Annotated in this window: 20 protein-coding genes; 4 read left to right on the top strand and 16 right to left on the bottom strand. The window is 36.4% G+C overall.

Annotated elements, in window-relative coordinates:
• Positions 1-118: 118 nt before the first annotated feature.
• From D7D81_RS03965 to D7D81_RS03920, 10 genes are all read right to left on the bottom strand, one after another.
• Complete coding sequence (locus tag D7D81_RS03965) at positions 119-1,045, bottom strand: sugar ABC transporter substrate-binding protein (protein WP_125987514.1); 927 nt, start codon at positions 1,043-1,045, stop codon at positions 119-121.
• A gap of 91 nt (positions 1,046-1,136) precedes the next feature.
• Entirely contained in the window at positions 1,137-2,123 is a 987-nt protein-coding gene (locus D7D81_RS03960) for an ABC transporter permease (protein WP_125987512.1), read from the bottom strand.
• A 7-nt stretch (positions 2,124-2,130) separates the two neighbouring features.
• Entirely contained in the window at positions 2,131-3,597 is a 1,467-nt protein-coding gene (locus D7D81_RS03955; RefSeq protein WP_125991897.1) for a sugar ABC transporter ATP-binding protein, read from the bottom strand.
• Positions 3,598-4,308: 711 nt separating this feature from the next.
• Positions 4,309-5,085: a DUF6385 domain-containing protein gene (locus D7D81_RS03950; protein WP_125987510.1), complete on the bottom strand. Its 777-nt coding sequence runs from the start codon at positions 5,083-5,085 to the stop codon at positions 4,309-4,311.
• Positions 5,086-5,098: 13 nt separating this feature from the next.
• Positions 5,099-7,360, bottom strand: a complete 2,262-nt coding sequence (locus D7D81_RS03945) for a glycosyltransferase (protein WP_125987508.1) — start codon at positions 7,358-7,360, stop codon at positions 5,099-5,101.
• A complete protein-coding gene (locus D7D81_RS03940; RefSeq protein ID WP_125987506.1) occupies positions 7,344-8,567 on the bottom strand; it encodes a tetratricopeptide repeat-containing glycosyltransferase family 2 protein in 1,224 nt (407 codons plus the stop codon). Before D7D81_RS03940 ends, D7D81_RS03945 begins: the two co-directional genes overlap by 17 nt.
• Entirely contained in the window at positions 8,524-10,506 is a 1,983-nt protein-coding gene (locus D7D81_RS03935; RefSeq protein ID WP_125987505.1) for a tetratricopeptide repeat-containing glycosyltransferase family 2 protein, read from the bottom strand. The genes D7D81_RS03940 and D7D81_RS03935 overlap by 44 nt, the downstream gene beginning before the upstream one ends.
• Positions 10,507-10,516: 10 nt before the next feature.
• Positions 10,517-12,604, bottom strand: coding sequence for a tetratricopeptide repeat-containing glycosyltransferase family 2 protein (locus D7D81_RS03930; RefSeq protein ID WP_164522103.1), 2,088 nt, complete (start codon positions 12,602-12,604; stop codon positions 10,517-10,519).
• 49 nt (positions 12,605-12,653) lie between these two features.
• On the bottom strand, positions 12,654-13,247 hold the full coding sequence (locus D7D81_RS03925) for a DUF6385 domain-containing protein (protein ID WP_125987501.1): 594 nt from the start codon (positions 13,245-13,247) through the stop codon (positions 12,654-12,656).
• A 155-nt stretch (positions 13,248-13,402) separates the two neighbouring features.
• Positions 13,403-14,497, bottom strand: coding sequence for a polysaccharide pyruvyl transferase family protein (locus D7D81_RS03920; RefSeq protein WP_164522102.1), 1,095 nt, complete (start codon positions 14,495-14,497; stop codon positions 13,403-13,405).
• A gap of 411 nt (positions 14,498-14,908) precedes the next feature.
• Here D7D81_RS03920 and murQ point away from each other — a divergent pair, with 411 nt between their 5' ends.
• The 4 genes from murQ (at position 14,909) to D7D81_RS03900 (ending at position 18,520) form a co-directional block, all read left to right on the top strand.
• Positions 14,909-15,826, top strand: a complete 918-nt coding sequence (gene murQ, locus D7D81_RS03915; protein WP_125987497.1) for an N-acetylmuramic acid 6-phosphate etherase — start codon at positions 14,909-14,911, stop codon at positions 15,824-15,826.
• A complete protein-coding gene (locus tag D7D81_RS03910; RefSeq protein ID WP_125987495.1) occupies positions 15,819-17,243 on the top strand; it encodes a PTS transporter subunit EIIC in 1,425 nt (474 codons plus the stop codon). Before murQ ends, D7D81_RS03910 begins: the two co-directional genes overlap by 8 nt.
• 255 nt (positions 17,244-17,498) lie before the next feature.
• Entirely contained in the window at positions 17,499-17,666 is a 168-nt protein-coding gene (locus tag D7D81_RS20020) for a phospho-sugar glycosidase domain-containing protein (protein WP_125991895.1), read from the top strand.
• Positions 17,666-18,520 carry a MurR/RpiR family transcriptional regulator gene (locus D7D81_RS03900; protein ID WP_125987493.1) on the top strand — a complete coding sequence of 285 codons (855 nt, stop codon included), beginning with the start codon at positions 17,666-17,668 and terminating at the stop codon, positions 18,518-18,520. The genes D7D81_RS20020 and D7D81_RS03900 overlap by 1 nt, the downstream gene beginning before the upstream one ends.
• A 75-nt stretch (positions 18,521-18,595) precedes the next feature.
• Here D7D81_RS03900 and D7D81_RS03895 read toward each other — a convergent pair whose 3' ends face one another.
• The 6 genes from D7D81_RS03895 to D7D81_RS03870 all read right to left on the bottom strand — a co-directional run bounded on the left by D7D81_RS03895 (position 18,596) and on the right by D7D81_RS03870 (position 25,891).
• Positions 18,596-20,392, bottom strand: a complete 1,797-nt coding sequence (locus tag D7D81_RS03895; protein ID WP_205739330.1) for an L-fucose isomerase — start codon at positions 20,390-20,392, stop codon at positions 18,596-18,598.
• 28 nt (positions 20,393-20,420) lie between these two features.
• A complete protein-coding gene (gene fucU / locus D7D81_RS03890; protein WP_125987491.1) occupies positions 20,421-20,852 on the bottom strand; it encodes an L-fucose mutarotase in 432 nt (143 codons plus the stop codon).
• 439 nt (positions 20,853-21,291) lie between these two features.
• Positions 21,292-22,233, bottom strand: a complete 942-nt coding sequence (locus D7D81_RS03885; RefSeq protein ID WP_125987489.1) for an ABC transporter substrate-binding protein — start codon at positions 22,231-22,233, stop codon at positions 21,292-21,294.
• A gap of 61 nt (positions 22,234-22,294) precedes the next feature.
• Entirely contained in the window at positions 22,295-23,272 is a 978-nt protein-coding gene (locus D7D81_RS03880) for an ABC transporter permease (RefSeq protein WP_125987487.1), read from the bottom strand.
• Between the two features lie 37 nt (positions 23,273-23,309).
• Positions 23,310-24,806: a sugar ABC transporter ATP-binding protein gene (locus D7D81_RS03875; protein ID WP_125987485.1), complete on the bottom strand. Its 1,497-nt coding sequence runs from the start codon at positions 24,804-24,806 to the stop codon at positions 23,310-23,312.
• Between the two features lie 92 nt (positions 24,807-24,898).
• Positions 24,899-25,891, bottom strand: coding sequence for a LacI family DNA-binding transcriptional regulator (locus D7D81_RS03870; protein ID WP_125987483.1), 993 nt, complete (start codon positions 25,889-25,891; stop codon positions 24,899-24,901).
• Between the last annotated feature and the right edge of the window lie 188 nt (positions 25,892-26,079).

Raw genomic sequence — 26,079 nt, 5'->3', positions numbered from 1 at the left:
ATGTTCTATATAATGTCCCTAGTTATCTATTATTATATTAAATTACACATTCTCTAGCAAGTATAAAAAATGGGAGCCAAAAAACAGCTCCCATTTTTCATATTATTTAGTTGAAATATTATTCTATAGTATCCCAGTTATCTTCATCAACAATTTCTGTAGGAGTTTTAATAAACTGAGGAACATCTTTACCATCAAAATAATCTTTAATTGCCCTGATAGTTATTCTACCCATTTCTGTCGGGAACACAGCTAAGGTACCAGTTAGCCTATCTTTACTTACATCTTCAATGGCATCAGGGTTGCCATCAATACCAATTGTATAGATATCTTTATTCATAGACCTGGCAGCCTGGGCAGCCCCCTGAGCCATTGCATCACTACAACCAAAGACCAGGTCAAGATCCGGGATAGCCTGCAAAAGATTTTCGGTTACATTCATCCCTTTTTCTCTTTCCCAGTCAGCCGGTTGGGAAGCTGCAATTTCTATTTCCGGGAATTTTTCGAGGATTTCCATAAAACCACCTTTTCTTTCAGTAGTATGGTATCCTGGAACACCCTCTAAAATAACTATTTTACCTTTTAATTCTCCGTACTTACTATGAAGTAAATCTACTGCTTTCAGGCCCACTTTGCGTCCTCCAGCCCTCTGGTCATAACCAACATAAGCCTCAACCTTACCTCCAGGCAGTTCTGTTAATGAATTAAATACAAAAACAGGAATACCAGCTTCATTAGCCTTTTTTACAGCAGAAACTACTGCTTTATCATTAATAGCACAAAGGGCAATAGCATCAACTTCCCTCTGAATCATATCCTCTACCATACTTACCTGTTTTTGAAAGTTACTTTCCCTATCAGGTGCCAGCTTATACAAATCCCAACCTAATTCTTCTGCTACCTCAGTAGCCCCTGCATTAGTCGCTAGATAAAAAGTACTTGTCAGGGCAGGTGAAATCATTGCCACCTCTTTTTTTCCTGCAGCCATTACCATCCCACTAATAACTACTATCAAAATCAATGACAACAAAAATAGTTTTTTCACTTAAATTCCTCCTTTAAAATTTTAGTTTTCTTAGTTCACTCTAATTTAGATTATTTATCCATAAACCACCTCCGCGAAATAAAACTAATTACTACTTAAGAAAACTAAATAATGAACCCTTATTGGAACTGCTTTTCTTGCGTAAAACATCAACAGTTACAGCAGCAAGTATAATTAAACCCAATATTACCCTCTGCCAGTGTGAAGAAACCAATAAAAGATTCAGGCCATTTCTAACTACACCCATGATTAAAGCACCTATCAGCGAGCCAATTACTCCACCCTGTCCACCACTTAAACTGGTACCACCAATAACAACAGCTGCTATTACATCAAGTTCAAAACCGTCACCAGCAACTGATGTAGCAGCATCCAGTCGGGCAGCCAGTACTAAACCCGCCAGTGCTGATAAAAAACCTGTCATAGCATAGACCATTGCCTTATAACGCCGGGTAGATATACCAGACAAAATAGCCGCTTCTTCATTTCCACCAATAGCATAACTATAACGCCCTAGTTTAGTTCGCTTAAGCATCAGAAAAAATACTAAATATACCAGCAGCATTAATATCGCCGGAAATGGTATTACACCTATCATTCCCTGGCCAATATATTTAAATGATTCAGGAAAGGTATAGATAGGGGCACCCCCAGTATAGACAAAGGCCAGACCTCTAGCCACACCCATAATACCAAGGGTAGCAATAAACGGTGGTAGAGGTATCTGGGTAATTAACAGTCCATTAATCAAACCAAATAGTGCACCAATTAATAAACCTAAAATTATTGCCAACCAGATATTCCAACCATAGTTTACAATCATACCAGCAGTCAAACAACTTGATAAACTCAGGACAGAACCAACAGAAAGGTCTATCCCTCCAGTAATTATAATAAATGTCATTCCAGCAGCAACAATACCGATTAATGATGACTGTCGTAAGATATTCATCAAATTTGTTAAAGTAAGGAAGTGAGGAGAACTAAAAGACATAATAACACCTAGTAATATTAAACCAGTAAGGGCCCCTAATTCCTTTCCTATTGAACTGCTTACCTTTTTAAGAGATTTATCCATCAATAATTCACTCCTTGGTTGCATAATTTAATATTTTCTCCTGGGTCGCTTCCGGGGCTGATAATTCACCCGTTATCCTACCGTGACTCATAATTAAAATCCTATCACTCATACCCATTACTTCCAGGAGTTCTGAAGAAACCATAATCACACCAACACCATTCTGGACCAGGCTATTAATCAGATTATATACCTCTTTTTTAGCCCCAACATCTATCCCTCTGGTCGGTTCGTCAAAAATAAGGATCTTGGCTTCCTGGAGTAGCCACTTGGCCAGCACAACTTTCTGCTGGTTGCCACCACTTAAATACCTTACTTCCTGTTCAATACTAGGGGTCTTAATCTTTAACTTATTGATAAAATCTTCGGTTAATTTCTGCTCTTCCTTATAATTAATAAAACCATTATCTATTACCTGATTCAAGTCAGTAATAGTAATATTTTCTTTGATTGACCTTACCAGGATAAGCCCCTGGCTTTTACGGTCTTCGGTGATAAAACCGATACCTTGTCTTATTGCAGCCTTGGGATTGTTTATCGAGACCTCTTTATTATCTATAAATATCTTGCCATCATTATATTTATCTACACCAAATATACACCTCATTAATTCTGTCCGACCCGAACCTACTAGACCGGCAAAGCCGAGTACCTCACCCTTTTTTAAATTAAATGATATATCCTTTAATAATCCTTCTTGAGACAAGCCATCTACCCGTAATATTTCTTGGCCAACAGCAGACTTTCTGACCGGGAACTGTTCTGTTAAATCCCTACCAACCATCTGCTTGATCAACTTATCCTTATTTATTTCTTTAATATCTGTAGTTGCAATATACTGGCCATCACGTAGCACAGTTACCCTATCTACTATTTCCCATAACTCCTCAATACGGTGGGAAATATAAATTATTGAAATGCCTCTTTTTTTAAGCTCTTTTATTGTCTTAAACAACTGTTCAATCTCATGGTCTCCCAGGGCTGCAGTAGGCTCATCCATAACAATTATACGGGAATTCATTGATAAGGCTTTAGCCACTTCAACCATTTGCTGTTTAGCCACACCAAGTTCATTAACAATCTTATCAGGAGCAAGTCCTAAATCCAGGTCATCTAAAATCTTTTTGGAATTATCAATAATATCTTTTGTATCTATTAAACACCTGTTTTTCATAGACTCACGACCGAGAAATATATTCTCAGCAACAGTTAAATATGGAATCAGGTTGAATTCCTGATAAATAACACTTATACCAAGTTCCTGAGCTTCTCCAGGGTTTTGTATACTTACCTTTTCATTATTAATAATTATTTCACCCTCATCCATCTGATAAGCTCCTGAAAGTATTTTGATCAGAGTAGATTTTCCTGCCCCATTTTCACCTATCAGAGCATGGACCTCTCCTTTTCTCAAGTTAAAACTAGCCTTGTCTAATGCCAGCACACCAGGGAATTTCTTTGTAATACCCTTCATTTCTAAAAGATAATTATTACTCAAACTTACCACTCCTCCAAAAGCAAATAAGCCTTTACATCAAAATAAAACCCTATACTAAATCGATAAGAAGCCCTGCTTTTTAGATAATTATAAAGCAACCTTTAATCTATCCCCCTTTCTCTTACTTCATTAACTCTCAATAAACTCAGTCTATTAAAACATATTAGAAAATAAAAAAGAATATAACTACATTTTAAACCACATTTACTTTTAATTGTTCGTACATTATCATTTAAAAAAATATCCTATAACTTAATACAGCTATAAATCCTCAACTTATCAGAATAACATTTATGTATTATATCATTAGAGAACAAACAACCTGCTACTAACCCAACCATGCGTATTAATAAACTCTCGACAGCAAACGAGAATATAGCACCTGTGGTGCAACCTTAGACAGTTCTCGTATGCTTTACTTAAATGCGGAGTACCTGCGGTGCAACCTCAGAATCCAAAATACAAATAAGCATCATATTACTTGTACGTACTATTATACTACATTCATCTGCAATATTCAAACTTTTTTTACAATTCCCTTATTTTTGTATTATCTGTTAATAGAGCTCTTGGTACTATGCTGTAAATATGGGCTGGTATTTCCCCACAATCCCTTTGATTTCCTCACATTGGCTCATCACTGAGCTGTTGCTGCCATTTATAAATCGTTTCTTTATTTACAATTATTTATCCCTGTGTCTGTAGATAAATATCAATAAGGCTGCTATTTAATGAATAATATTTTAAACGGGTGTATTTTAGAAAGGTTGCCAGGACAAGTGCTTCACCCTGACCAGGTGGAATCTCTACCTCGTAAGCATCTGCTATCCAGTCAACCCCATTGGGACTTATTTCAAGTTGAACATAAACCAGTGAGTCTCCTTTGTTTTTAACAAAAAAAGTAATCAACTCCTTTTGAGCAATATTAAAGGCCTGGGTAAATTCCGCTATATTTCCTACCGATAGGTCTTCCTTTTTATGGGACTCAAAAGCAGGCACACAATTAACTTCTATGTCTGCACATTTCCAGATTGAACTACAGTCCTGAAATACCTTAAAACACCCTTGAAAGACAATAGCAATTTTCACCTCTACTTGATTGGCAGGTAGCAGACTATTCTTAATTGCTCTTGAACTTGCCTTAATTAATAATTTGCAGTTTTCTGGAAAACAAACATCTTTCTCTCCATAGCACTGCTTAAGCCCTTTAAGAAAATTAAAGTTAACCCTTGTATTATAAAACTTAACAACATTGGCAATCACATAACTTATTTCAAGTTCAATAATACCTTGAATTATAAAATTATTTTCATTTACTTTTTCATCTTCCAGCTGCAAAACACTGGCCTTAATATCCTTAATCTTTACAATGTTACTGCTTTCCGGTATATTAACTAACTCCACAAGATAATGATAAAAAGTAAATCTATGGAGGTAGGTTTCTAAATAAAAGTTTGTGCCCACTTTTTTCACCCCTTTATAATGGAATATAGTAATCCCCTTTTTCCCAATTACTACTAACAATCAAAGCTAGATTAAGCTGACGTCTATCAGTAACTTCCCCGGGTATTTTCCATTTCTCTTTAAACTTATTCCAGTTTTCTTTCATTATTTGTTGATAATCTAAACCTTCCTTTTTAAAAGTCATACTCCCAAAATGATGGACATATACATCCCGGGCAATGATATTTTTATACCCGGCTACTGCAGCACGTAGGCAAAAATCATCATCTTCAAAATTCCCTGGCGAAAACATTTCATCAAATCCCCCAATTGTTTCTATAACTTCCCTTTTAAGCAGTAGACAAATCCCAGCCAGCCGATAACTCAACATATATTCACCCTCATATTCCCAGTAATATTCACGAGATACCTGGTAAAACTCCTCTAAACTATTATAATTCAAAATAAGCTGCTGTTTCCCGCCCACATAATTTGAACAGGGGGCTATTATTCCAGCCTTACTTTCCCGCTCAAAATGTGCCATCATATTAGCCAGGCAATTATCACCCATAATAACATCATTATTTAAAATGAGGATATACTCACCCCTGCTTACCCTAAGTCCCTGATTACATGCTGCTGGAAAACCATAATTCTTTTCATTATTAATAACTTTTATCCCTTCCTCTTCCAGCCCAGACAAATAACTCCTCATCTGTTCATCTGAACCATTATCAATAATAATCACTTCCAGGGGTTCCTGGTTATAACTAAAAAGACTATCAATACACAACTCTGTAATTTCTCTATTATTTCGAACAGGTATAATAACTGATATTAAGCCTTTCTCTCCAGCTTCTCTTAAAGGTTCTTCCCTAGCAGCCCTTATTAAAAACTGAATTGTATGGAGTTCCTGAATAGTCTTTTGATCAAGTTGAGACCATTCAAAACTATCACCTATCACCTGCCAGGATTCCTTTCCCTGAATTACTAAATCACTACTATCACCTTCAACTGTATAAACAGCCTTAATATTGAAACCAAGTTTCCTAAGTATCCTTTTAATCTCCTTAAAAGTAAAAAATCTAAGGTGGGTAGAATCAAGTATTCCGGCATTGGTATAACGCCACTTTCCCTGTAATAACTTATTGATTATCCCTATGTTTCTAACATTGGGTAAGCTGATAATTAACTCCCCTGATATTTTTAAATACCTCCTCAATTTTAATAAGACCTGCCAGGGGTCTATTAAATGTTCCAGGACATCACCTAGTACAATACAATCAAAATAAGCATATTCAACCGGCAGTTTTATCAGTTTTTCTATGTCAGCAATTATCACCCTGTCAAGCCTATCTTTGGCGGCATTAGCAGCTATTTCATCAATCTCAACCCCCATAACCTGGCTGTCCGGGTATCTCTCTTTAATTTTTTTCCCTAAAAATCCATGGCCACAACCAATTTCTAATATTTTTTGACTATTATCAGGGATTAAATTTAAAATTTCTTCCCTACCACACTGGTAATAGCCTGTATCCTTAACAAAACTGGCTGAACTGCTTCTCTTTCTCTCTTTCCATTTAGCTAAGATAAGTCCTTCCTCTGAAATAAGGTGTTCATAATAACCAGTTTTGGCCTTTTGCGGATCATGCTGACAATACCAGTCATATTTCCTCCGACGCTGTTCAGCAGTAAAATAACCATAGTGTTTTACCCGGACATCTAATTTACGGGGAATCCATCTGAGATTAGCTGGTATACTACCACAGTGAAAGTTTCCACCATGGTCAGTATTTTTAAATAAAAGACGCCCTATATTCTGCTTATGCAGGGAAAACAATCTAGGCTGCCAGAAATTACTATAGATCCCGGGGTCAATCCGATAATAGTCTTTTTTATTCCACATATAAAGAAAGTGGAGATAAAAAACAGTAAATTGCGGAGCAAGCGGGTCCAGTAGGCTTATCTCTCTGATAATTGTTTCTCCAGCCAGTTCTTCTAAGACCTCATCCCCATCCAGTGCCAGTATCCAGTCAGGTTGGTGTTTTAATGCCCAGGCTAATAAACGGTTCTTATCCCTAACTTCATCCAGCATATTCTCTTTCTGATAGTGATATTCAACTAAGCGAGGAAAAGACTTACATACTTCAGGGGTTTGATCAGTAGAACCATCATCCAGAATAATAAGCTTATCAACCAGTGGAAGTTGACTAATAATAGATTCCTCTAACCACTCTTCTTCATTTTTAACCCTCATCATACTCAATAATTTGAATTCCTTACTTAATTTTTTCACTTAACTCACCATCCATTAGCCATTCCCTATAAAGGTCATAAATAGGGTCATATTTTTCAGCCACCTTTGATAAATCTAAATAATCTATAGCCCTCTTCTTTATTTTGATTAATACCCCTTTAAGCCCATTTAATACTGCTTGATACCCTGGATTTTCTCTTAAGGCCTGTAAATAATAATCAATAGCCTTACTATCTTCTCCCATCATCTCATAAACCCTTGCCAGGGCATGATAAGTCCTGAAGGAGCTCAGACCATTTATTTCTAAAAATTTATTATTATTATTAAGCTGTAGACAGCTATGGTAGGCAGCTATAGCCTTCTTGAATTCATTACATCTAAGATGGTATTCACCTTTAACAAACCACAATGCCTGAAAATCGGGAAAAAGTTTAAGACCTTTCTTAAGTAAATTCATGCCCTTTGCATATTCTTCCTGCTGCAGTAAGGCAGTTACTGTTTTATATAATAAATCTGCTCCAAAACTTAATTCTGCCAGATTGGCAGTGATTTTTTTATAATATTGTAGAGCCCCCTGATAATTATTCTGTTGAAACAACTCTGTTCCATAGGCATAGATAAAAAAAGGGTCACACGGTGCTTTTTTTAAAGCCTTTTCAAGGATCAGGGTATTCCTCCTGCTCTTCCTTTTTCCACTGACTAGCTGGTCTAAATATCCAAGGTGTTCTAAGTAAATATCGGTTTTTAGTATTACTGCTTCGGGATCATTCTCCTGAATGACCTGGGACATCTCCTCATGTAAGGGAGAGCTGTAACGATATTCAATCTGGTTTCGGAAAATACGGCAGGCTGAATCAAGTACATAATCACCAGATTTTACACTACCATAGTAGTTTTTAATCTGGACCAGCCAACCCGCTATATTATTTTCTAAACCCTTCTTCAGCAGCCCCCTGATCCGACTGTGGAATTTCAAAGGAAGGCGTTCATCGGCATCAAGAACAAATATCCAATCACCACTGGCTCTATCAAGGGAATAATTTCTGGCAACAGCAAAATTATGTTCCCAATCTATCTGAAATATCCGGGCTCCATAGCTCTCAGCAATGTTTAAGGTCTGATCAGTAGAACCTGTATCAACAACTATTAACTCATCTGCCAGTTCAGCAATACTATCCAGGCAGTCAGGGAGGTAATCTTCTTCATCCCTGACTATCATACAGATTGAAAGTATCAATCCTGTCAACCCCCTTTTGAATCCCTTCTTCAATCTCCGTAAAATACGGATAATCAGTGAAAACCCCGGCCGATTTTTGACAATAATCCATTATATTGATATATAACAACTTCAAGTAAGTTAAACAGCTTATCAAACTGGCTTCTTGATCAGTTAAAGCTTTTTCCATAAAATCAAAAGCAGCCTGCATATCATCCCCTTCTAGAGCCATTACAGCCAGATATCTTAGTGATTCTTCATCCAGTTTTTGATCTTTAAGTCCCAGGAATTGATCTATTGCTTCCCTCCAACAGCCCTTTCTAAAAAGGAGTTTTCCCAGCTTCATCTTCATACTATCAGATAATATTATACCCTGGTATATATCAAGTATTTTATCAATTCCGGGTTGATAAGCTATTGTCAGGTAATTTTTTAATAAGAGATAGAGGGTTTCCAACAAAGTAGAGTCCTTGACAGTCCCCAGACTTTTCCGGCCAGTAAAAAGATAATCTATTTCTTTAATATTAAAGTAGGCCTGTTCTCCCTGTGTTTCAATCAAAGTCACTATCCCTTCCCTGTTACCCCTGTACCAGTAATATTGATATAATAAGATGCTTAACTCCTTTATTTGATAATCATCAGGTGAAAAACTATTAAAAATACCATCTAATTTATCCAATTCACCCTTATTCCAGTAAGCCTGGGTAATAATATAGTTTTTTTCCACAAATGAACTGCAAAACCCCTCTTCATATATTTTAATAACAAGACCGGGATAATAATCCACTATCCCTTTCAGTAATAAATTCAGGGCCTTACCCCTAAGAAAAGCCCTATTTGTGCTAATGAAATTCTCCATTTCTTTTTCACTGTGGTACTTAACATATAAATCTAATAAATCCTGCAAAATACTGCTATTAGTAGGGTTTTGGGTGAATGCTAAGTGGTAATAATCAATTGCTTTATCAATATTAAAGTTGTATTCATAACACTTTCCCAGGTAATAGGCAGCTTTATCAGTACCTACACCATTTATTGAAACATACTGGGAAGGAGGAGCACCCAGTTCCAAACATTTCTCGAAAACCCCTACAGCCTTTGCAAAATCCCCGGTATTTAAATAGGCTTCACCTAATAAATAATAAAGATCAGTATAATCAGGGAATTCCTTTAAACCATCCTGTAATATCCTCCTACATTCCAGATGATATCCCCCTGCTAAGTAAGCTATAGCTAATTTAAAGATTAAATAAGGGTAATAACTAAATTGCTTATCAATAGACTCAAGAACAGCCCTGTACTGCCAGATTGCCAGTTTATATTCACCCTGACGGTAATATTCATTTCCCAGGTTAAAACGCATAAAAGGATTTTTAGGATTGTGTTTTAACTCAAGCTGTAAAATGCCTATATTTCTCTCTATTTTCTTTTTCTGTTCAACCATTTGACTGGTATAACCGTAGTGGTTTATTAAAAGATCAGTATATCCTATTTTTGAAAAGGGGTTTTTCTTCAAAATCTGGGGCAAAACCTGTTCATGTATCCTGCCTTGATAATAATAATCCTTTTTATTCCTGAAAAGCCTTAAGGCCGGTTGAGATACACTGTTCTGCCTGTCTTCATAATTAGATATCTGTACAAAATAAGCCTCTTTCCCCTGATCATTAAGTAGTGACATCCATTCCTTTTTAGCAATTGTTTTAAGCTCTTCATCAGCATCAATAATAAAAACCCAGCATCCCTCTGCCTGTTTAAGGGCAAAATTCCTTGCTGCTGAAAAATTATTATTCCAGGGAAAAACATATACCCTGGCCCCAAATTTGCGGGCTATTTCAACTGTATTATCAGTAGAACCTGTATCAACAACTATGATTTCATCGGCCAGGTTCTTGATACTTTTTAAACAAGTAGCCAGATTCTGGGCCTCATCTTTTGTAATCAAACAGACACTCAATAATTTATCAGACATTAAACCACCCCTAACCCAGTTTTCCCAAAAGGTATTTTAGTGTTTTTTCTTCTTTGAGAAAATAAGCTGCCTCTGGTCTTTCTTTTAAAACCCAGCTACTTATCTTCTGGGCCCTTTTGAGTGCTACCCTTACTACAGCCAGGTGATATTTTAGCAGTCTTTCATTATTATTTAAGGCATAACAGTAGAGATTCTCAGCATCAGCCAGTAGTTCCCTCTTTTCGCAGATGCGGCCAAGATAATAATAAAGTCGGTCATCTTCACCACCATTATCCAGACTCTTTAAAAATTCCCTGCTGGCCTCATTATAATAATCATACTTATAATATATCTCCCCAATAATAAAATCCTTTTCCCACTCATCTATCCCTAAATCAGTAATTAATTTACCAGTCAAGGTATCAAATAATTCATAGGCATTGTAGCGAAGGATTTTTTCCAGAACATAAATGAGTTTATGCTGATAATCATTGATAGTATGTTTTTGTTCAGCATCATTTTGTCTATATTTATTAATTAATTTCTGAATCCCTTTTTTTAACTTATTCTTTAATCCCTTATTCTGCTGATTGTCACAACAGATATTATTCATACTGGATAAAATATATTTTAACCCTTGATCAGACAGCCCCTGAATAATTTTTGTCAGCTTTTCAATACCCTCAGCAGAATTCTTTAACCAGTAAGCTATAAAATACTCAATAATAAAAGTTTCCGACTCAATACCTTCTGCTATTAAGCATGTATAATCCCTGTAGACCTGATTATATCTGCCTAAAGCAAGTTGTGATTTAGCATATAACAGCCGTGCCTCTAAAGGAAGTTTAGTATTTACTGCTACCCTTGCTAAATAATTTGCTGCCAGAGCATCTTCCCTGATAGAAGCACATAAATCAGCCAGGATAATAAAACCCTGCCAGCTGGACAGATCAAATTCTGTTTCCAGATATGAAATAAGTTCTGCTGGGTTTTGATATTTCTCCTTTAATAGTTTTGTCAGTGGGTAAAGGGGGTCTAAAAAATCAGGTTCTACACTTAATGATTCTCTGTAATGTTTTATTGCTTTTTCCCGCTCATAACGCCCTTTATAGGCATTAGCCAGATTATAATGCGCTAAAAAACTACCTACCCCAACAGTTGTTGTATATTTACCACATACTTCCCCAATTAAAAGACAGTGTTCAAATTCTTTTATCGCCTGAGAGTAATTAATGTTTTTTAATAACGCCAATCCCTTTAAATAATAAAGGTCTGTATAGTCAGGGTAATTATCTAACTCATAATCAATAAATCCTATCACTTCACTATATTCCTGTAGGTCAAATAAGCAAAGACCAATATTCCTGATTAAAGTTGGACTAAAGGAATAACCCCTTTCCAGATGACTGTAGGCCTTTTTAAACCAGGCCAGGGCCTTTTTCTTATCTGCTAATTCATAATAAGAGAGTCCAAGATGGTATTCTAAAAAAGAATTACTGTCAAACCTTTCTAATTCTTTATTAAGTATGCGAATATTCCTCTCCAGTTTTTCTTTCCGCTTACTATTAGCAGACATATATCCATAATGAATTATCTTTAAATCAGTCTTCAAAACCTGGGTCTGGGAAGAATATTGATAGATTGAAGGTAGGATCTGTTCATGTATTTTTCCCTGAAATTGATAATCCAGTCTATTTCTAAACAAACGGCAACTCTGATGTACCAGTTGAGAATAGTCCCTCTTTTTACCTGTATAATTAAGAACTTGAAAGAAGTAACCCTCAATATCAGGGGCGTTAATTATTTTTTTTAACATTTGACGGCTTGCTTCAGGTAACTCCTCATCAGCATCAAGGTATAATATCCAATCTCCCCCTGCTGCCGCCAATGATTTATTTCTTGCCTTACTGAAATCATCTACCCACTTATAATTAATAATTTTTGCCCCGTAAGCTTGAGCTATCTGTAATGTATTATCTGTTGAACCTGTGTCCACCAGAATTATTTCATTAACTAAACCCTTGACACTATCCAAACACCTTCTAAGATTTTCTTCCTCATCTTTAACAATCATACAAAGACTTATTGTTGGTCTTTTCATTTCATTTAATCTCTCCATCCAAAACATTCTAGAATAAAAAGGCCCGAAAAGGGCCCCTATAATCACCTTATAATTGAGCCTGAAAAAAGATATCCAGTGACGAAGCATTACCTGCATCTGTACTCCTGTAAGCTACCCTGGTATATTTAAGAAAACTGGCCGGGAAGAAGACATCTACACTGGCAGCTGATATACTCCTTGCGGCAGTATCGGCATACCACTGGTCGGTATCAGCACTAACCTCTAACCTGGCATCAATACTATTAGTAGCACCAGAATTATAAACCGCAAAGGAATAGGTGGTAAATTCAGAATTATCTCTAGGTTCACTAAAGGTAAAAGCATCAGTAGAAACAAGCCCGGTTTCTGTTAACTCTGAAAAATCCCGTGCTGTTAGATGTGTTCTAATATTCCCCTCTGTATCTGTCTGGATCCTCTGAATATTGGTGCCATCAAAACCATATATTTCAATACTGTCACTACTGGCAGTCAGGTCACGAATATCTACTGTGCCAGTCATATCAACAGAAATAGCATCTGAAATACTTCGTATCCTTAGCAAACCATCACTATCTGTAGCAATGGGATTCTCTGTACTCGTACCGAATATCTGGGTTTTAAGCCTATCAACTGAAAAGTTTCTCACCTTAAAGTTAGGCATAGCTTTCTCTCCTTTCTCTTGCTATAATATAATATATATGAATTAATATACTATATGATAGACTAATACATTATGTGCTGACAACTGTTACCACTCTTCCCTGACCCGCAAAACAACATTAATACTTGCTGTCTCTAATATTGATGGGAAAAGCCCTACTTTTTTATTGTCTCATCTATATATTCTATTAGAAAGTCATACTTCTTGTTAAAACCTGATTTATACTGCAAAAACTTGTTATAATAAGTATTTTTATTGTCCCTGATATATTTAACTCTATCTAATATCTCCTTCTTAATATCACAGACGTCAGTCCTTATGCATAGTTCCTGACATTTTACTGACTCTGCAAAATCAAAACATTTAAAACGGTAGGCCAATGAAATAAAAGGCACCCCTACTGCTGCAGAAAATATACAGGGGTGTAGTTTAAAGTTAATTGATAGGCTAGCCTGAGATATACACCATAAAAGCTGGCTACTGGGTAAAACCCTATTAATAACAATTAAATTATCCTGATTAATCATTTTATCAACAAGCCTAAATATTGCTGGAATATCTTGTTCCCAGACTGGGTAGATAATAATCTGATACCCCTCTTCCTGTAAGTGATCCAGGCTCCCTGCCAGCTCTACAGCTAATTTTTCTTCATTCTCACCATAAACCTTATTATATGATGTCCCCCAGTTGACCATTATCATTTTCTCGTTAAGATGTAGATTATTATCCCGAGATAAATCTGGTTCAAGTAAGATACCTGAATCCCCGGCAATAAAAACTTTATCCAGCTGACAATCAAGGAGCTGCAGTATTTTTAGAGTATAAGGACCCCTTACCCCCACTAAACCTACCTGACTAACTGTAGATCTGAGTAGATATTTTACTTTCTTAGTAAAAAATTCCTCGATATCAGGTACTCCCTCTGCCCTGCCAGCAAGTAAATCATCAGTAAATTGAGGGTCACTATGATCAACCCCACTACCCCAGATTACTGTAGGCACCCCCACTTGCTGAGCCTGATATAAACATTTAAGATAATAGCTAGTTGCTAAAAGGGAGCCCCCACCCAAAACTACCAAAGAAAATTCCTGGATATTTAATTTGTCAAATTGATACCATAAAACCTGATAGATATCAGGTTTAACAGAACTACCCTGATATAAAGATGATAATTTTTTCAAAAATGCTTCCAGACAGGCCTTATCACCAAGGTTATCCAGACCAACAGACAAATAACAGATAGGTTTCAAATTATTTTCCCCCTCAAAAATTAAAATACCTGTAATGCTTGATTTAACCGATCATCAACAAATAATTCTACCATCATACCAATAATAAAAGCTCTTGTATACTTAATTATGCCATGAAACTTTATTATAAAAGAGTCTTATAATAATAAAATATTTTACTAGTACTGATTTGATTTTGTGAAAATTCCTGGAAACCTCTTGCAATATTAGAATCTGGGCAAAACTTTAATAAACTCTAAAGAATCTATCAATTTAAAATATTAAACAGATGATAAATTCATTCACATACAGGGAATATATTCCTCGGTATTGAAATATATTTTCAGTATATAAAAATATACTTGAAATATTTTTTCAATAATGATAAAATCTTTTTAAGAAATGAAATAATACTTTGAATGGAGGTCAAAAATGAAGAATTTGAATACTTTAGTCACAGAATCCATAAATCCACGTTCTCAAGATCTTGATCAAATTGATACAATAGAAATTGTCAAAATTATAAATCAAGAAGATAAACTTGTAGCACAGGCTATAGAAAAAGAATTAGCAAATATCGCAAAAGCTGTTGACAGTATTAGTTTAGCTTTAAAAAAAGGTGGTCGCTTAATATACCTTGGGGCAGGTACTAGCGGCAGACTAGGAGTTCTTGATGCTTCAGAATGCCCACCTACTTACGGAGTTAGCAATCAACTTGTACAGGGTTTAATTGCTGGAGGGGAAAAAGCTATTAGAAACTCTATAGAAAATGCAGAAGATAGTAAAGAAGAAGCAATTAAACAATTAAAAGAAATCTATTTTTCCAGTAATGACATTCTGGTCGGCATTGCCGCTAGTGGTAAAACCCCTTATGTGGTAAGTGGGCTAGAATACGCAAATTATTTACAGGCCAAAACTGTTGCCTTAAGTTGCAATCCCGATTCGAAAATTGCCAAAATTGCCAAAATATCTATTACTCCAGTAGTAGGGCCTGAAGTTGTCACTGGTTCAACCAGAATGAAAGCCGGAACAGCTCAGAAAATGGTTTTAAATATACTCAGTACAGCAACCATGATTAAATTGGGTAAGGTATATAAAAACTATATGGTAGATTTACAAGTAAAAAATCAAAAGTTGGCTGAAAGAGCTAAAAACATAATTACATCTGTAAGTGAGGTGAGTTATCAGACAGCAGAAGAATATCTTAAAAAAACTGATTTTAATGTTAAATTAGCAATAATGATGATTGAGACGGGACTGGATTTAAAAAATGCCAAATGTCAATTAGCTAACTATGAGGGACATCTGGCCAAAGCGATAAAAACAATTAAGGAGGAAAAAGATGATTAATCAAAAATTGCTTGCTGAGATAGTAGAGAAACTTGGTGGAAAAGAAAATATTCTTGCTGCTTCAAATTGCATGACCCGGCTGCGGGTTGATATTAAAGATTATTCTAAAGTAAATATTGCAAAGTTGAAATCAATTGAAGGAGTTATGGGCATAGTAGAAGATGAAACTCTACAAATTGTTGTCGGACCTGGAACCGCCAAAAAATGTTTTGATATCTTAAAAAGCGAATATGGAATTTCATCAGATCTCGAAGTGGGGAAAGACTGGCAGAAGAACAAAGAAAAAATAAAGGAAAGACAAAAACAGAACAAATTAAAAAAATCATTAAAAATTATTGGAAAAATATTTATTCCACTTATACCAGCTATCATTGCTGCAGGTATTTTCAATGGTTTCGCTGGTCTGATAAGTAACCTGCAAAATACAGGCACACTACCAGGATCTCAGTTTTGGAATCTTACTCAACTTATCTTATCTCTTTTAGGTGGAGCATTCCTTGGTTATTTTACTATTTTTACCGGTATTAATGCTGCTAAACAATTTGGGGCAACAGAAGGTCTTGGGGGTATGATTGGTGCTCTGACAATTATGGCTCAGATTAACGAAATATCTCAGTCAGTAGGTATGTTTGATGCTGCCTCACCCCTAAATTCAATTTTACGCTCCGGTAAAGGTGGTATAATAGGAGTTATTATTGGAGTCTATATACTTGCTATTATAGAAAAAGGAATCAGAAAAGTTGTACCGAATGTACTTGATTTGATAGTCACTCCAGTTGTTACTATGCTAATTATGGCTTTGGCAATGATTTTTATTATTATGCCGCTTTCCGGTATACTATCTGACTGGTTGGTTGCTACTTTAACCTTACTTGTTGCTTCTGAAAACCCAATTATTAGTGTAATCTCCGGTTATATACTGTCAGCTGTGTTTTTACCAATGGTTTTACTGGGTTTACACCATGGGTTAATTCCGATTTATGCCCTACAACTGGAAAATATGGGGGGAGTTTCATTATTCCCGGTTCTGGCTATGGCTGGGGCAGGGCAGGTTGGTGCTGCAATTGCAATTTACTTAAAAGCAAAAAAGACAGGTAATATAAAATTGAAACAGATAATATCTGGTGCTTTACCAGCTGGTGTTTTAGGAATTGGAGAACCATTAATCTATGGTGTTACTCTCCCCCTCGGCAAACCATTTATTACTGCTGGTCTAGGTGCAGGCTTTGGCGGTGCTTTCGTGATGTTACAAAATGTAATGGCAGGGGCCTGGGGACCATCCGGCATTTCTGCTATCCCACTGATGCAGCCTGGCTCAATGTTAAGTTATTTTCTGGGACTGGTGATTGCCTATCTTGGTGGGTTTATAGTAACTCACTTATTTATTAAAGAACAGGATGTTGCTGAATTACAATAATTATGCTGACTTATTTAAGTAATTAAAAAAACTAACAATAAATGAGTATTTTCCCAAATTACCGGGGTCACTCTATTAAATAGAGTGACTCTGATCCTTTCTATCCTTTTTACTCTACATGTAGAATTTCAAGGTTTAAATAAGATAATAATAAGGAGTTGACCCAAGATGCTTGGAATTTCTATTTATACCGGACTTGATTTAAGTCTGGAAGATATCTGAAATATCTAACTAAAGCTGCAGAGTTAGGAATAAATAAGCTTTTCTTTTCCCTTCATATTCCAGAAGTTAAAGATCTTAAAAAAAAAATTTCCAGCTGACAGTAGGGTTAATCTAGTAGCAGATGCAGGAGAAGCAGCCCTGCTTATTGAAAATATACAAGCAGGAGATAAATTCAAATTCTATATAAAAGGTGATTATTAATGAAGGTAATTTTAAAAACCAAGGCTATTTTAACTGACTTAACCAGAGCCGAAAAAAAAGTCGCAGAATATATATTAGAAAATCAAACTAAAATTGCTGATCTATCTGTTCAAGAACTGGCCACAGAAGCAGCAACCAGTCCTGCATCTGTTGTTAGATTTTGTAAAAAAATAAATTTCTCTGGTTATCAAGATTTTAAGATTGCTTTAATAAAAGATTTAAGAGACCCTACTAATCAACAGAAAATAAAAGTTTATGATGATATTTCTGTTGGTGATAGTGTTGAGGTCATTATGAAGAAATTATCACATGATAATATCAAAGTAATTAAAGACACGATATATTTACTTGATATTAAAGCAATCAAAAAGGCAGTTAAAGCAATTGAGCAAGCTGAAAGAATATGTATTTTTGGTATTGGTGCTTCAGGACTTGTAGCCAGAGACCTACAGTATAAACTTATGCGAGTCAAAAAGACAGTTATCTATTATGCAGATACTCATGCTCAACTAGCTTCTGCGGCAAATATAGAAAAGGGTGATTTAGCTGTGGCTATCTCTTACAGTGGAGAAACTACGGAAATTTATAAAGCCCTTAAAACAGCTAAGAAATCAGAGGCAACATGTATCTCTATTACTAAATATGGGGAGAATTCATTAAAAAAGATTTCAGATATAGCCTTACAGGTTGCTGGCAGTGAAAAAAATTTACGTCTAGGGGCTATAACCTCCCGTATTGCCCAGTTAACAGCAGTTGATATTTTATTTGTTGCCTATGCCAAAAATAATTTTAGTTCAATCTCTGATTACTTAAAAACTACCAGAGAAAGTGTAGTAGAATTTAAAATGGATTAGATAATTGTGCAGTGAACAATTATTATATATAAGCCTGCCATTATAACTAATGACAGGCCGGAGTAAAACTTATATTTATTTATATAAGGGGCCAAAATTCTGACAGGCCCGATAATCTGCACCTTCCTGTTCTTTGGTTCCAAAGAGATTCCAGGCATCTGGGCGGAAAATCCTCTCTTCTTCAATATTATGCATATTTACAGGAATCCTTAATATTGAAGCCAGGGTAATTAAGAGGTCACCGATATGACCATAGCTAATCGCCCCATGATTAGCACCCCAGTTATTCATCACAGAATAAACATCTTTAAAGGCATTTTTACCAGTCAGTTTAGGGACAAACCAGGTTGTAGGCCAGGTAGGGTCTGTCCGCTGGTTTAGAATATCATGAATGTCTGCTGGTATATCTACTGTATAGCCTTCTGCTATCTGTAAAACTGGCCCTAACCCCTTAACACTATTCATTCTGCTCATTGTTACCGGCATTCCACCTTTTGTTAAAAACTGAGAAGAAAAACCCCCTCCGCGGAAATACCCTAAACTGGCAGGACACCAGCTAGTAGCCTGTAGACATTTATCAACCTCATTATCAGTAATTTCCCAGAATGGTTTCATTACCGCTTTCTCATCCTTGCTCTGCTGTCCAGTACCATCAAGTGTTGCTGAACCAGAATTGATCAGATGAATTATTCCATTTTCAGCCATCCCACTTAGTTTTTTGCCTGTCACTCTCTCAACTGCTACTGGACTCCAATATGTCCTGACATCAGCAAAAATCTGGGCGGTATTTGTCAATAGATGTCCAAAGAGCATTGGAATGGCATTAAGGCTATCATTTTCTGTAGCCAGGATAAATGGTTCCCTGATACCGTTCCAGTCAAATGAGGAGTTTAGGATAGCCTCCATAAAGTCCCCATTAGGGAAATGGTCTGTCCACTGACGCTGTCCCTGAAAACCAGCTGCAATAGCGTTGTGTCCATGTGATTCCTCACCATATCCCAATTCCGCTAATCTGGGATTGCCAATCATTAAATCACGGGCAATCATGGTCATCTTAACTACAAACCCCCACTGTTGATCCTTTTCTTTTCTACTTACCTGCTCTTTTTGCGGGTTATTATCTTTCCCTTCCAGACAGTTTTTCTTAACCCATTTTAAGGCTTTTTCAAATTCTTTTTGATCATAGATTCCCTCTTCTATTCTACGTGTAAACTCACTCATATCTACATATTCGTTTCTCATACCCAGGTAATTCTGAAAGACTTCTTCATCTACAATAGAACCAGCTATCCCCATCGAAACATTCCCCAATGATAAATATGATTTCCCTTTGATTGTTGCTACAACTAAAGCTGCCTTAGCAAATTTTAGGAGTTTTTCCTGGACATCTTCCGGTATACTGGTATCACCTGCATCCTGAACATCTTTCCCATAGATACCAAAAGCAGGTAGGCCTTTCTGGTTATGAGCTGCCAGGGCTGCTGCTAGATATACTGCCCCAGGTCGTTCTGTCCCATTAAAACCCCAGATGGCTTTAGGCCTTAAAGGGTCTGTATCGATTGTCTCTGTTCCATAACACCAGCAGGGTGTAACAGTCAGGGAAACGCCTACACCCTCTTTCTGGAACTTTTCTTCAGCCATGGCTGCCTCAGCAACACCACCAATTGTTGTATCAGCAATTACACATTCTACAGGCAAACCATTAGCATGACATAGGTTTTCTTCCAAAAACCTGGCAGCACTTTTAGCTAAATTCATTGTCTGTTCTTCCAGTGATTCCCTGACCCCTCTTTCCCTGCCGTCAATTGTTGGTCTAATCCCTATTTTAGGCATTGCGCCAATTAACCTTCTCTTTCCTTTGAGATTACTCATTAATTATTACCTCCTGTTATTTATTACCTTACTCACTGACAACACCCTTTTTTAAAATAATATTGGCATATAAGGCCATTTCACTACTTGTTACAATAGCATAAGCCCTGCTGGCTCTATTATAAAACTCAAATCTCTCTAGATATTCAATAGCTGACGATCCATTATTATATTTTTTAATAATATCGTGATATTTTTCCCAGATAACTGGTTTAACCGGATCACCTGCTACTACTTCCATTAAGACAACAGGTTTTTTTACATATGTATCCAGGGGAAAATATTTTAATATCGCTTCTAATAAGTCAGGTACATTATGCCCATCACACCTTACCAAACACCGAGCCTTACTGGCAGCTGGAAAGTTAGCATCTGCCAGTACAATCTCATCACCATGGCCCATCTCCATGAGCACCTTTATTAACTCTGGTGAAATTATTGCCGGAATACCTTTAAGCATATCTATCACCTTCTCTTATAAATAATCTCTTATAATTACATAAGCGTCTTACATAAAGTAATTATGGAATATAATTGATAATCAATCATAAGACAAAGTAAATCTACATAAGTTTCATTTAATTTATTCACACTAATGCTTTGTGTAAGCCAATTATATTAATGGAGCGACTAGTCTAGGCTTTCTTTTAACTTACGCAATGTTAGCTTAGACACTAGCTCATCGAGAACGTCGTATATTTTTCACGTAGGCAGGACGCCGTAATGCAACCTTAATGTTCTTGTACGGTTTGTTCAGATACGGAGTGCCTGTGGCGCACGACAAGCAGAATTAATATAATTGGCTGGAACTGAAAAGTGTAATATTTTATTTAAGAAGAGTTATGCCCTTATTAGTTGCACAACCCCTCTATCTTTTATTTGAGTTCTGGGATTAGAGACTATTCATATAATAATGGTTTAACTACACTGGAATCAATACTATTTTTATCATACCAGTAAAACCCTGTATCAATAACCTCTGGTAATTCTTCACCCCTTATGGCCTTAACAGCAGCCTCAACAGCCCTATATCCTATCCCTACAGGATTCTGTGTAACAGCACCTGCCATTAAACCAGAACGGATGGCATTCAATTGGAGGTTGCCAGAATCAAACCCGATTATTATAATATCGCCAGCTTTATTAAGTTCTGTTGCAGCATTAATAACACCCACAGCAGACCCTTCATTAGCACCAAAAAATCCATCAAGGTCTGGATGGGCCTGCATTATAGCTTTAGCCAGATCAGTGGATTTTAGGTGATCACCACCACCATACTGAACATCTACTATTTCAATCTCTGAATATTTTTCTTCAATCCGGTCTATAAAACCATCACGTCTTTGCACACCGGTATGACTTGTCTGATCTTGAACAATTAAAGCAATCTTTCCTTGATAACCAATAAGCTCTGCCATTCTATCAGCTGCTTTACCAGCAGCGGCATAATTATCAGTTGCAGCAGTTGCCAGGGGAATATCACTATCAACACCAGAATCAAAAGCAATTATTGGAATGCCAGCATCATCTGCCTGTTCCAGTAATGGTATGGCAGCCTTGCTATCTAAAGCAGCAAAAACCAGAGCATCTGGAGCCTTATCAAGGACAGTCTGCAGCATATCAATCTGTTTGGCTACTTCTGTTTCACTTGCAGGTCCTTCATAAGTAATCCTAACACCATAATCTTCTGCCGCCTGTTCAGCACCAGTCCTCACTGCCTGCCAGAACTGATGCTGGAATCCCTTTGATATAACCGGAATATAAATCTCATCAGCAGCCATAGTAAGACAACTTATCACCAACAATACCATTAAAACAAGAAACACAGTCAACTTTCTCATACTTTTTTCCTCCTATTTTTATTTTTTAATTAAACCCTGTTCAGGGTATAATAAATATAAATTAGCCTTTACGTCGGCGAAGGATATCTGAATAAACAGCTAGTATTACAATAGCCCCAATAATGACTGTCTGCCACTCCTGGGGGATAGAGAGGATACGTAGACCATTTGTTAAAACACTCATAATAAAAGCACCTATGATCGTCCCCAGTATTGTACCCTGACCACCACTTAAAGAAGTCCCACCAATTACTACTGCAGCAATAGCTTCTAATTCATAACCTGAGCCCAGGGCTGGTTGAGCAGAATTCAAACGAGAAGCCATTAAAACCCCTGCTAAGCCACTGAAAAAACCACCCAGGGTATAAATGGCCATCTTCCATCTGTCAACATTAATCCCTGATAGGCGGGCCGCCTCTTCATTACTTCCCAGGGCATAGGTATATCTACCAAATACAGTACGATCTAGTATCAGACTGGCAATAAATGCAGCACCTAGAAAAATATATACAGAAAGAGGTATACCCAAAACAGTACCCATAGCAATCTTACGAAAAGCAGGTCTCTGTATAAAATAAATCGGTTTAGTCCCTGAAATAACAAGATTAAGTCCCTCAGCTACCATCATCATACCCAGGGTAGCAATAAAGGGTGGTATCTTAAGTTTGGCTACTAAGGTCCCACTAACCAGACCAGCCAGGGCCCCGGCAGCAAGACCACCCAGTATTCCCATGTAAATAGGCAGTCCCCAGAATGTAATGAAAACACCAGTCATAACCGAACCAAAAGTCATTACCGTCCCAACTGACAAATCAATTCCACCGGTAATAATTATAAAAGTAACCCCAGTAGCCAGCACTCCGGTAACTGCTGTTGAAACAAGTATCCCTACTACATTAGAAAAAGTTGCAAAATTTGAAGATGCCAGTGAAAAAATAATAAACATAACTATCAGGCTAGCAAAAGCCAGCAGTTTCTGCTTTGATTCTGATTTTATAAATAAGTTTTTTTGATTCCCGGTAATCAGTTCAGTATTCATAGGTAATTTCCTCCAATTTAATAGATTTTAAATATAATTAACTTCGCCTGGTGGCATATCTCATAATGCTTTCCTGAGAAGCCTTCTCTGCATCCAGTTTGCCCGTAATCTTCCCTTCACACATAACAACAATTCGGTGACTCATCCTCAATATCTCCGGCAGTTCGGAAGAAATCATAATAATAGATTTACCCCCTTCAACCAGGTCATTTAAAAGCTTATATATCTCACTTTTTGCCCCTACATCAATACCCCTTGTTGGTTCATCAAAGATTAAGATATCACTATCACAATCCAGCCATTTAGCAATTACTACCTTTTGCTGATTACCTCCTGATAGGTTTTTAGCTTTCTGCTTAATACCAGGGGTCTTTATCTTAAGCTTGTTAATTAATCTATAGCCACTTTCCTTTATCTTATTGCCCTTAACCCAGCCTAATTTGCCTAAATAATTTTTATAATTTGTCAAGACTATATTTGTTGCCAGGTCAAGACCAAGAGCCAGTCCATAACGCTTACGGTCCTCAGATAGATAACCTATCCCATAATTCACTGCATCAACAGGACTTGTAATATTGACTTTCTTTCCCTTAACATATATTTCCCCTGAATCAAAGGGATCTGCCCCAAAAATGGCTCTGGCAACTTCAGTTCGCCCTGCACCCATTAAACCAGCAAACCCAAGTATTTCACCCTTTTTTAAGGAAAAATTAATATCCTTAAGAACACCAGCACGGTTTAGATTTTTCACTTCCAGTACTATATCCTGATTTTTATCGTATATTTTTTTGGATGATGATTCATAGATTTCTCTACCAACCATCATCTTTATTATCTTATCTATCTCTATCTCGGGTGTATTAACTGTATCTATATAGCAACCGTCTCGCATAACTGTTATACGATCACTTATTTCTTTAAGTTCTTCAAATCGGTGGGAAATATATATTATACCTACACCATCATCTCTCAGTTTTTTTATAATCACAAATAATTCCTCTATTTCAGAATCAGTCAGGGCTGCTGTTGGTTCATCCATAATTAATACTTCAGAATTATAAGAAAGGGCCTTGATAATTTCCACCATCTGCTGTCTGGCAACAGTTAAATCCATTACCTTTGTTTCAGGATCTAATTCAATGTTTAGCATTTCCAGTAGTTCACTGGTTCTTTTATTTATCCCTTTTTTATCTAAAATAAAACTACCTTTACGCGGTTCCCTACCTATAAAAACATTTTCAGCTACAGTCAGATGGGGCATTAAATTAAATTCCTGATAAATAATACTAATTCCCAGTTTCTGTGCAGTACCAGGGGTATTAATCTCCACTTCTTTTCCTTTATAGAATATTTTACCCTTATCCTTATTATGAACGCCGGTTAAAATCTTCATTAAAGTTGATTTTCCAGCACCGTTTTCTCCAACCAGGGCATGAACCTCACCAGTAAGCAGCTCAAATTGACAATTGTCTAAGGCTTTAACACCTGGAAAAGATTTATCAATATCCTTCATTTTTACTAAAATATCACCCATTTACTATCACCTCAATTCCTTTCTCTTCTATTTCTGAATAATTTGCAAATTAAAAATATTATCAACTATACCATAAATACCCCCCTTTTTATTTACGTTGAATGGCGAACACACAGGCTGGATTCCAGAATAATCCTCTCTGGATCATTAATTTCCTTTTTTATCTGCTTAATAAGCAGTTCCATAGCTATTAATCCTATTTCATAGGCTGGTTGATTCATGGAAGTAAAAAATGGATTTAAGACTGAACCGTTGTCAAAATCATCAAAACAAACGATAGCTATATCCTCAGGCACTTTAATCCCCAGCTCCTTTAACCCTTTAACTGCCCCAATCGCCAGGAAATTATTAGCAGCAAACAGTGCTGTAGGCCGGGGGCTGACTTTAACTATTTCCTGGGCCAGTAAATACCCAACTTCCTTAATAGGTTTTTTACCTACTTTTATATAATCACTGTTTATATTTATCCCGGTATCTGCTAAAGCAGTCAGGTAACCTTCAGTCCTCTTGCGGTAAACAGATATTCCCTGTAAACCAGTAATTAACCCAATTCTCCTATGACCTAACCCAATAAGGTATTCCACCAGAGCAGAGGCACTCTCTTTATTATTGGAACCTACATAACTAGTAGTTATTCCTTTGATTTCCCTGTCCAGGATAACAAGTGGTATTTCATTCTTAAAAATGGGTTTAAGAATATGGCTCTCCTGTGATATCGGGTCAAGCATTAATCCATCCACCCTTCTCTCCATAAACATCCTGATATACTCCTCTTCCCTTACAATATCCTCATTAGTATTACCAAAAATAACTGCAAAACCATTTTCATTGGCCTTTTCTTCTGCACCATGAAATAAAGTAGCAAAGAAATTATTAGTTATATCAGGTAATATTACAGCAATAGTATTCGTTGTCTTACGTACCAGACTGCTGGCATTACTGTTTGGTACATAACTGGCTTCCGTTAGTAATTTCTTAACTTTTTTACGGGTTGAATCTTTAACATAGGGATGATTATTTATCACCCTTGAAACAGTTGTAATAGAAACCCCGGCTTTTTTTGCTATATCATAGATTGTAGCCATTATGAAACCCCTTTCAGAACACTAAACCTGAAACCCTTTTCAAAAATAGTTAAATGCGTTTTTGTTTGTTTTGCTGTTTAATATGTAGGCTTATTATTATTTATTCTTTGTTTATTTTTATATTTATGTTGTTATATCTTTATTATATACTGTTTTTATAATGTTTTCAAGGTTTTGTTTTTATTTTT

Source organism: Halocella sp. SP3-1, assembly GCF_003953885.1.
Classification (GTDB): Bacteria; Bacillota; Halanaerobiia; order Halanaerobiales; family DTU029; genus Iocasia; species Iocasia fonsfrigidae.
The sequence above is the reverse complement of the archived record's forward strand: the minus strand, read 5'-3'. Positions and strand labels throughout refer to the sequence as shown.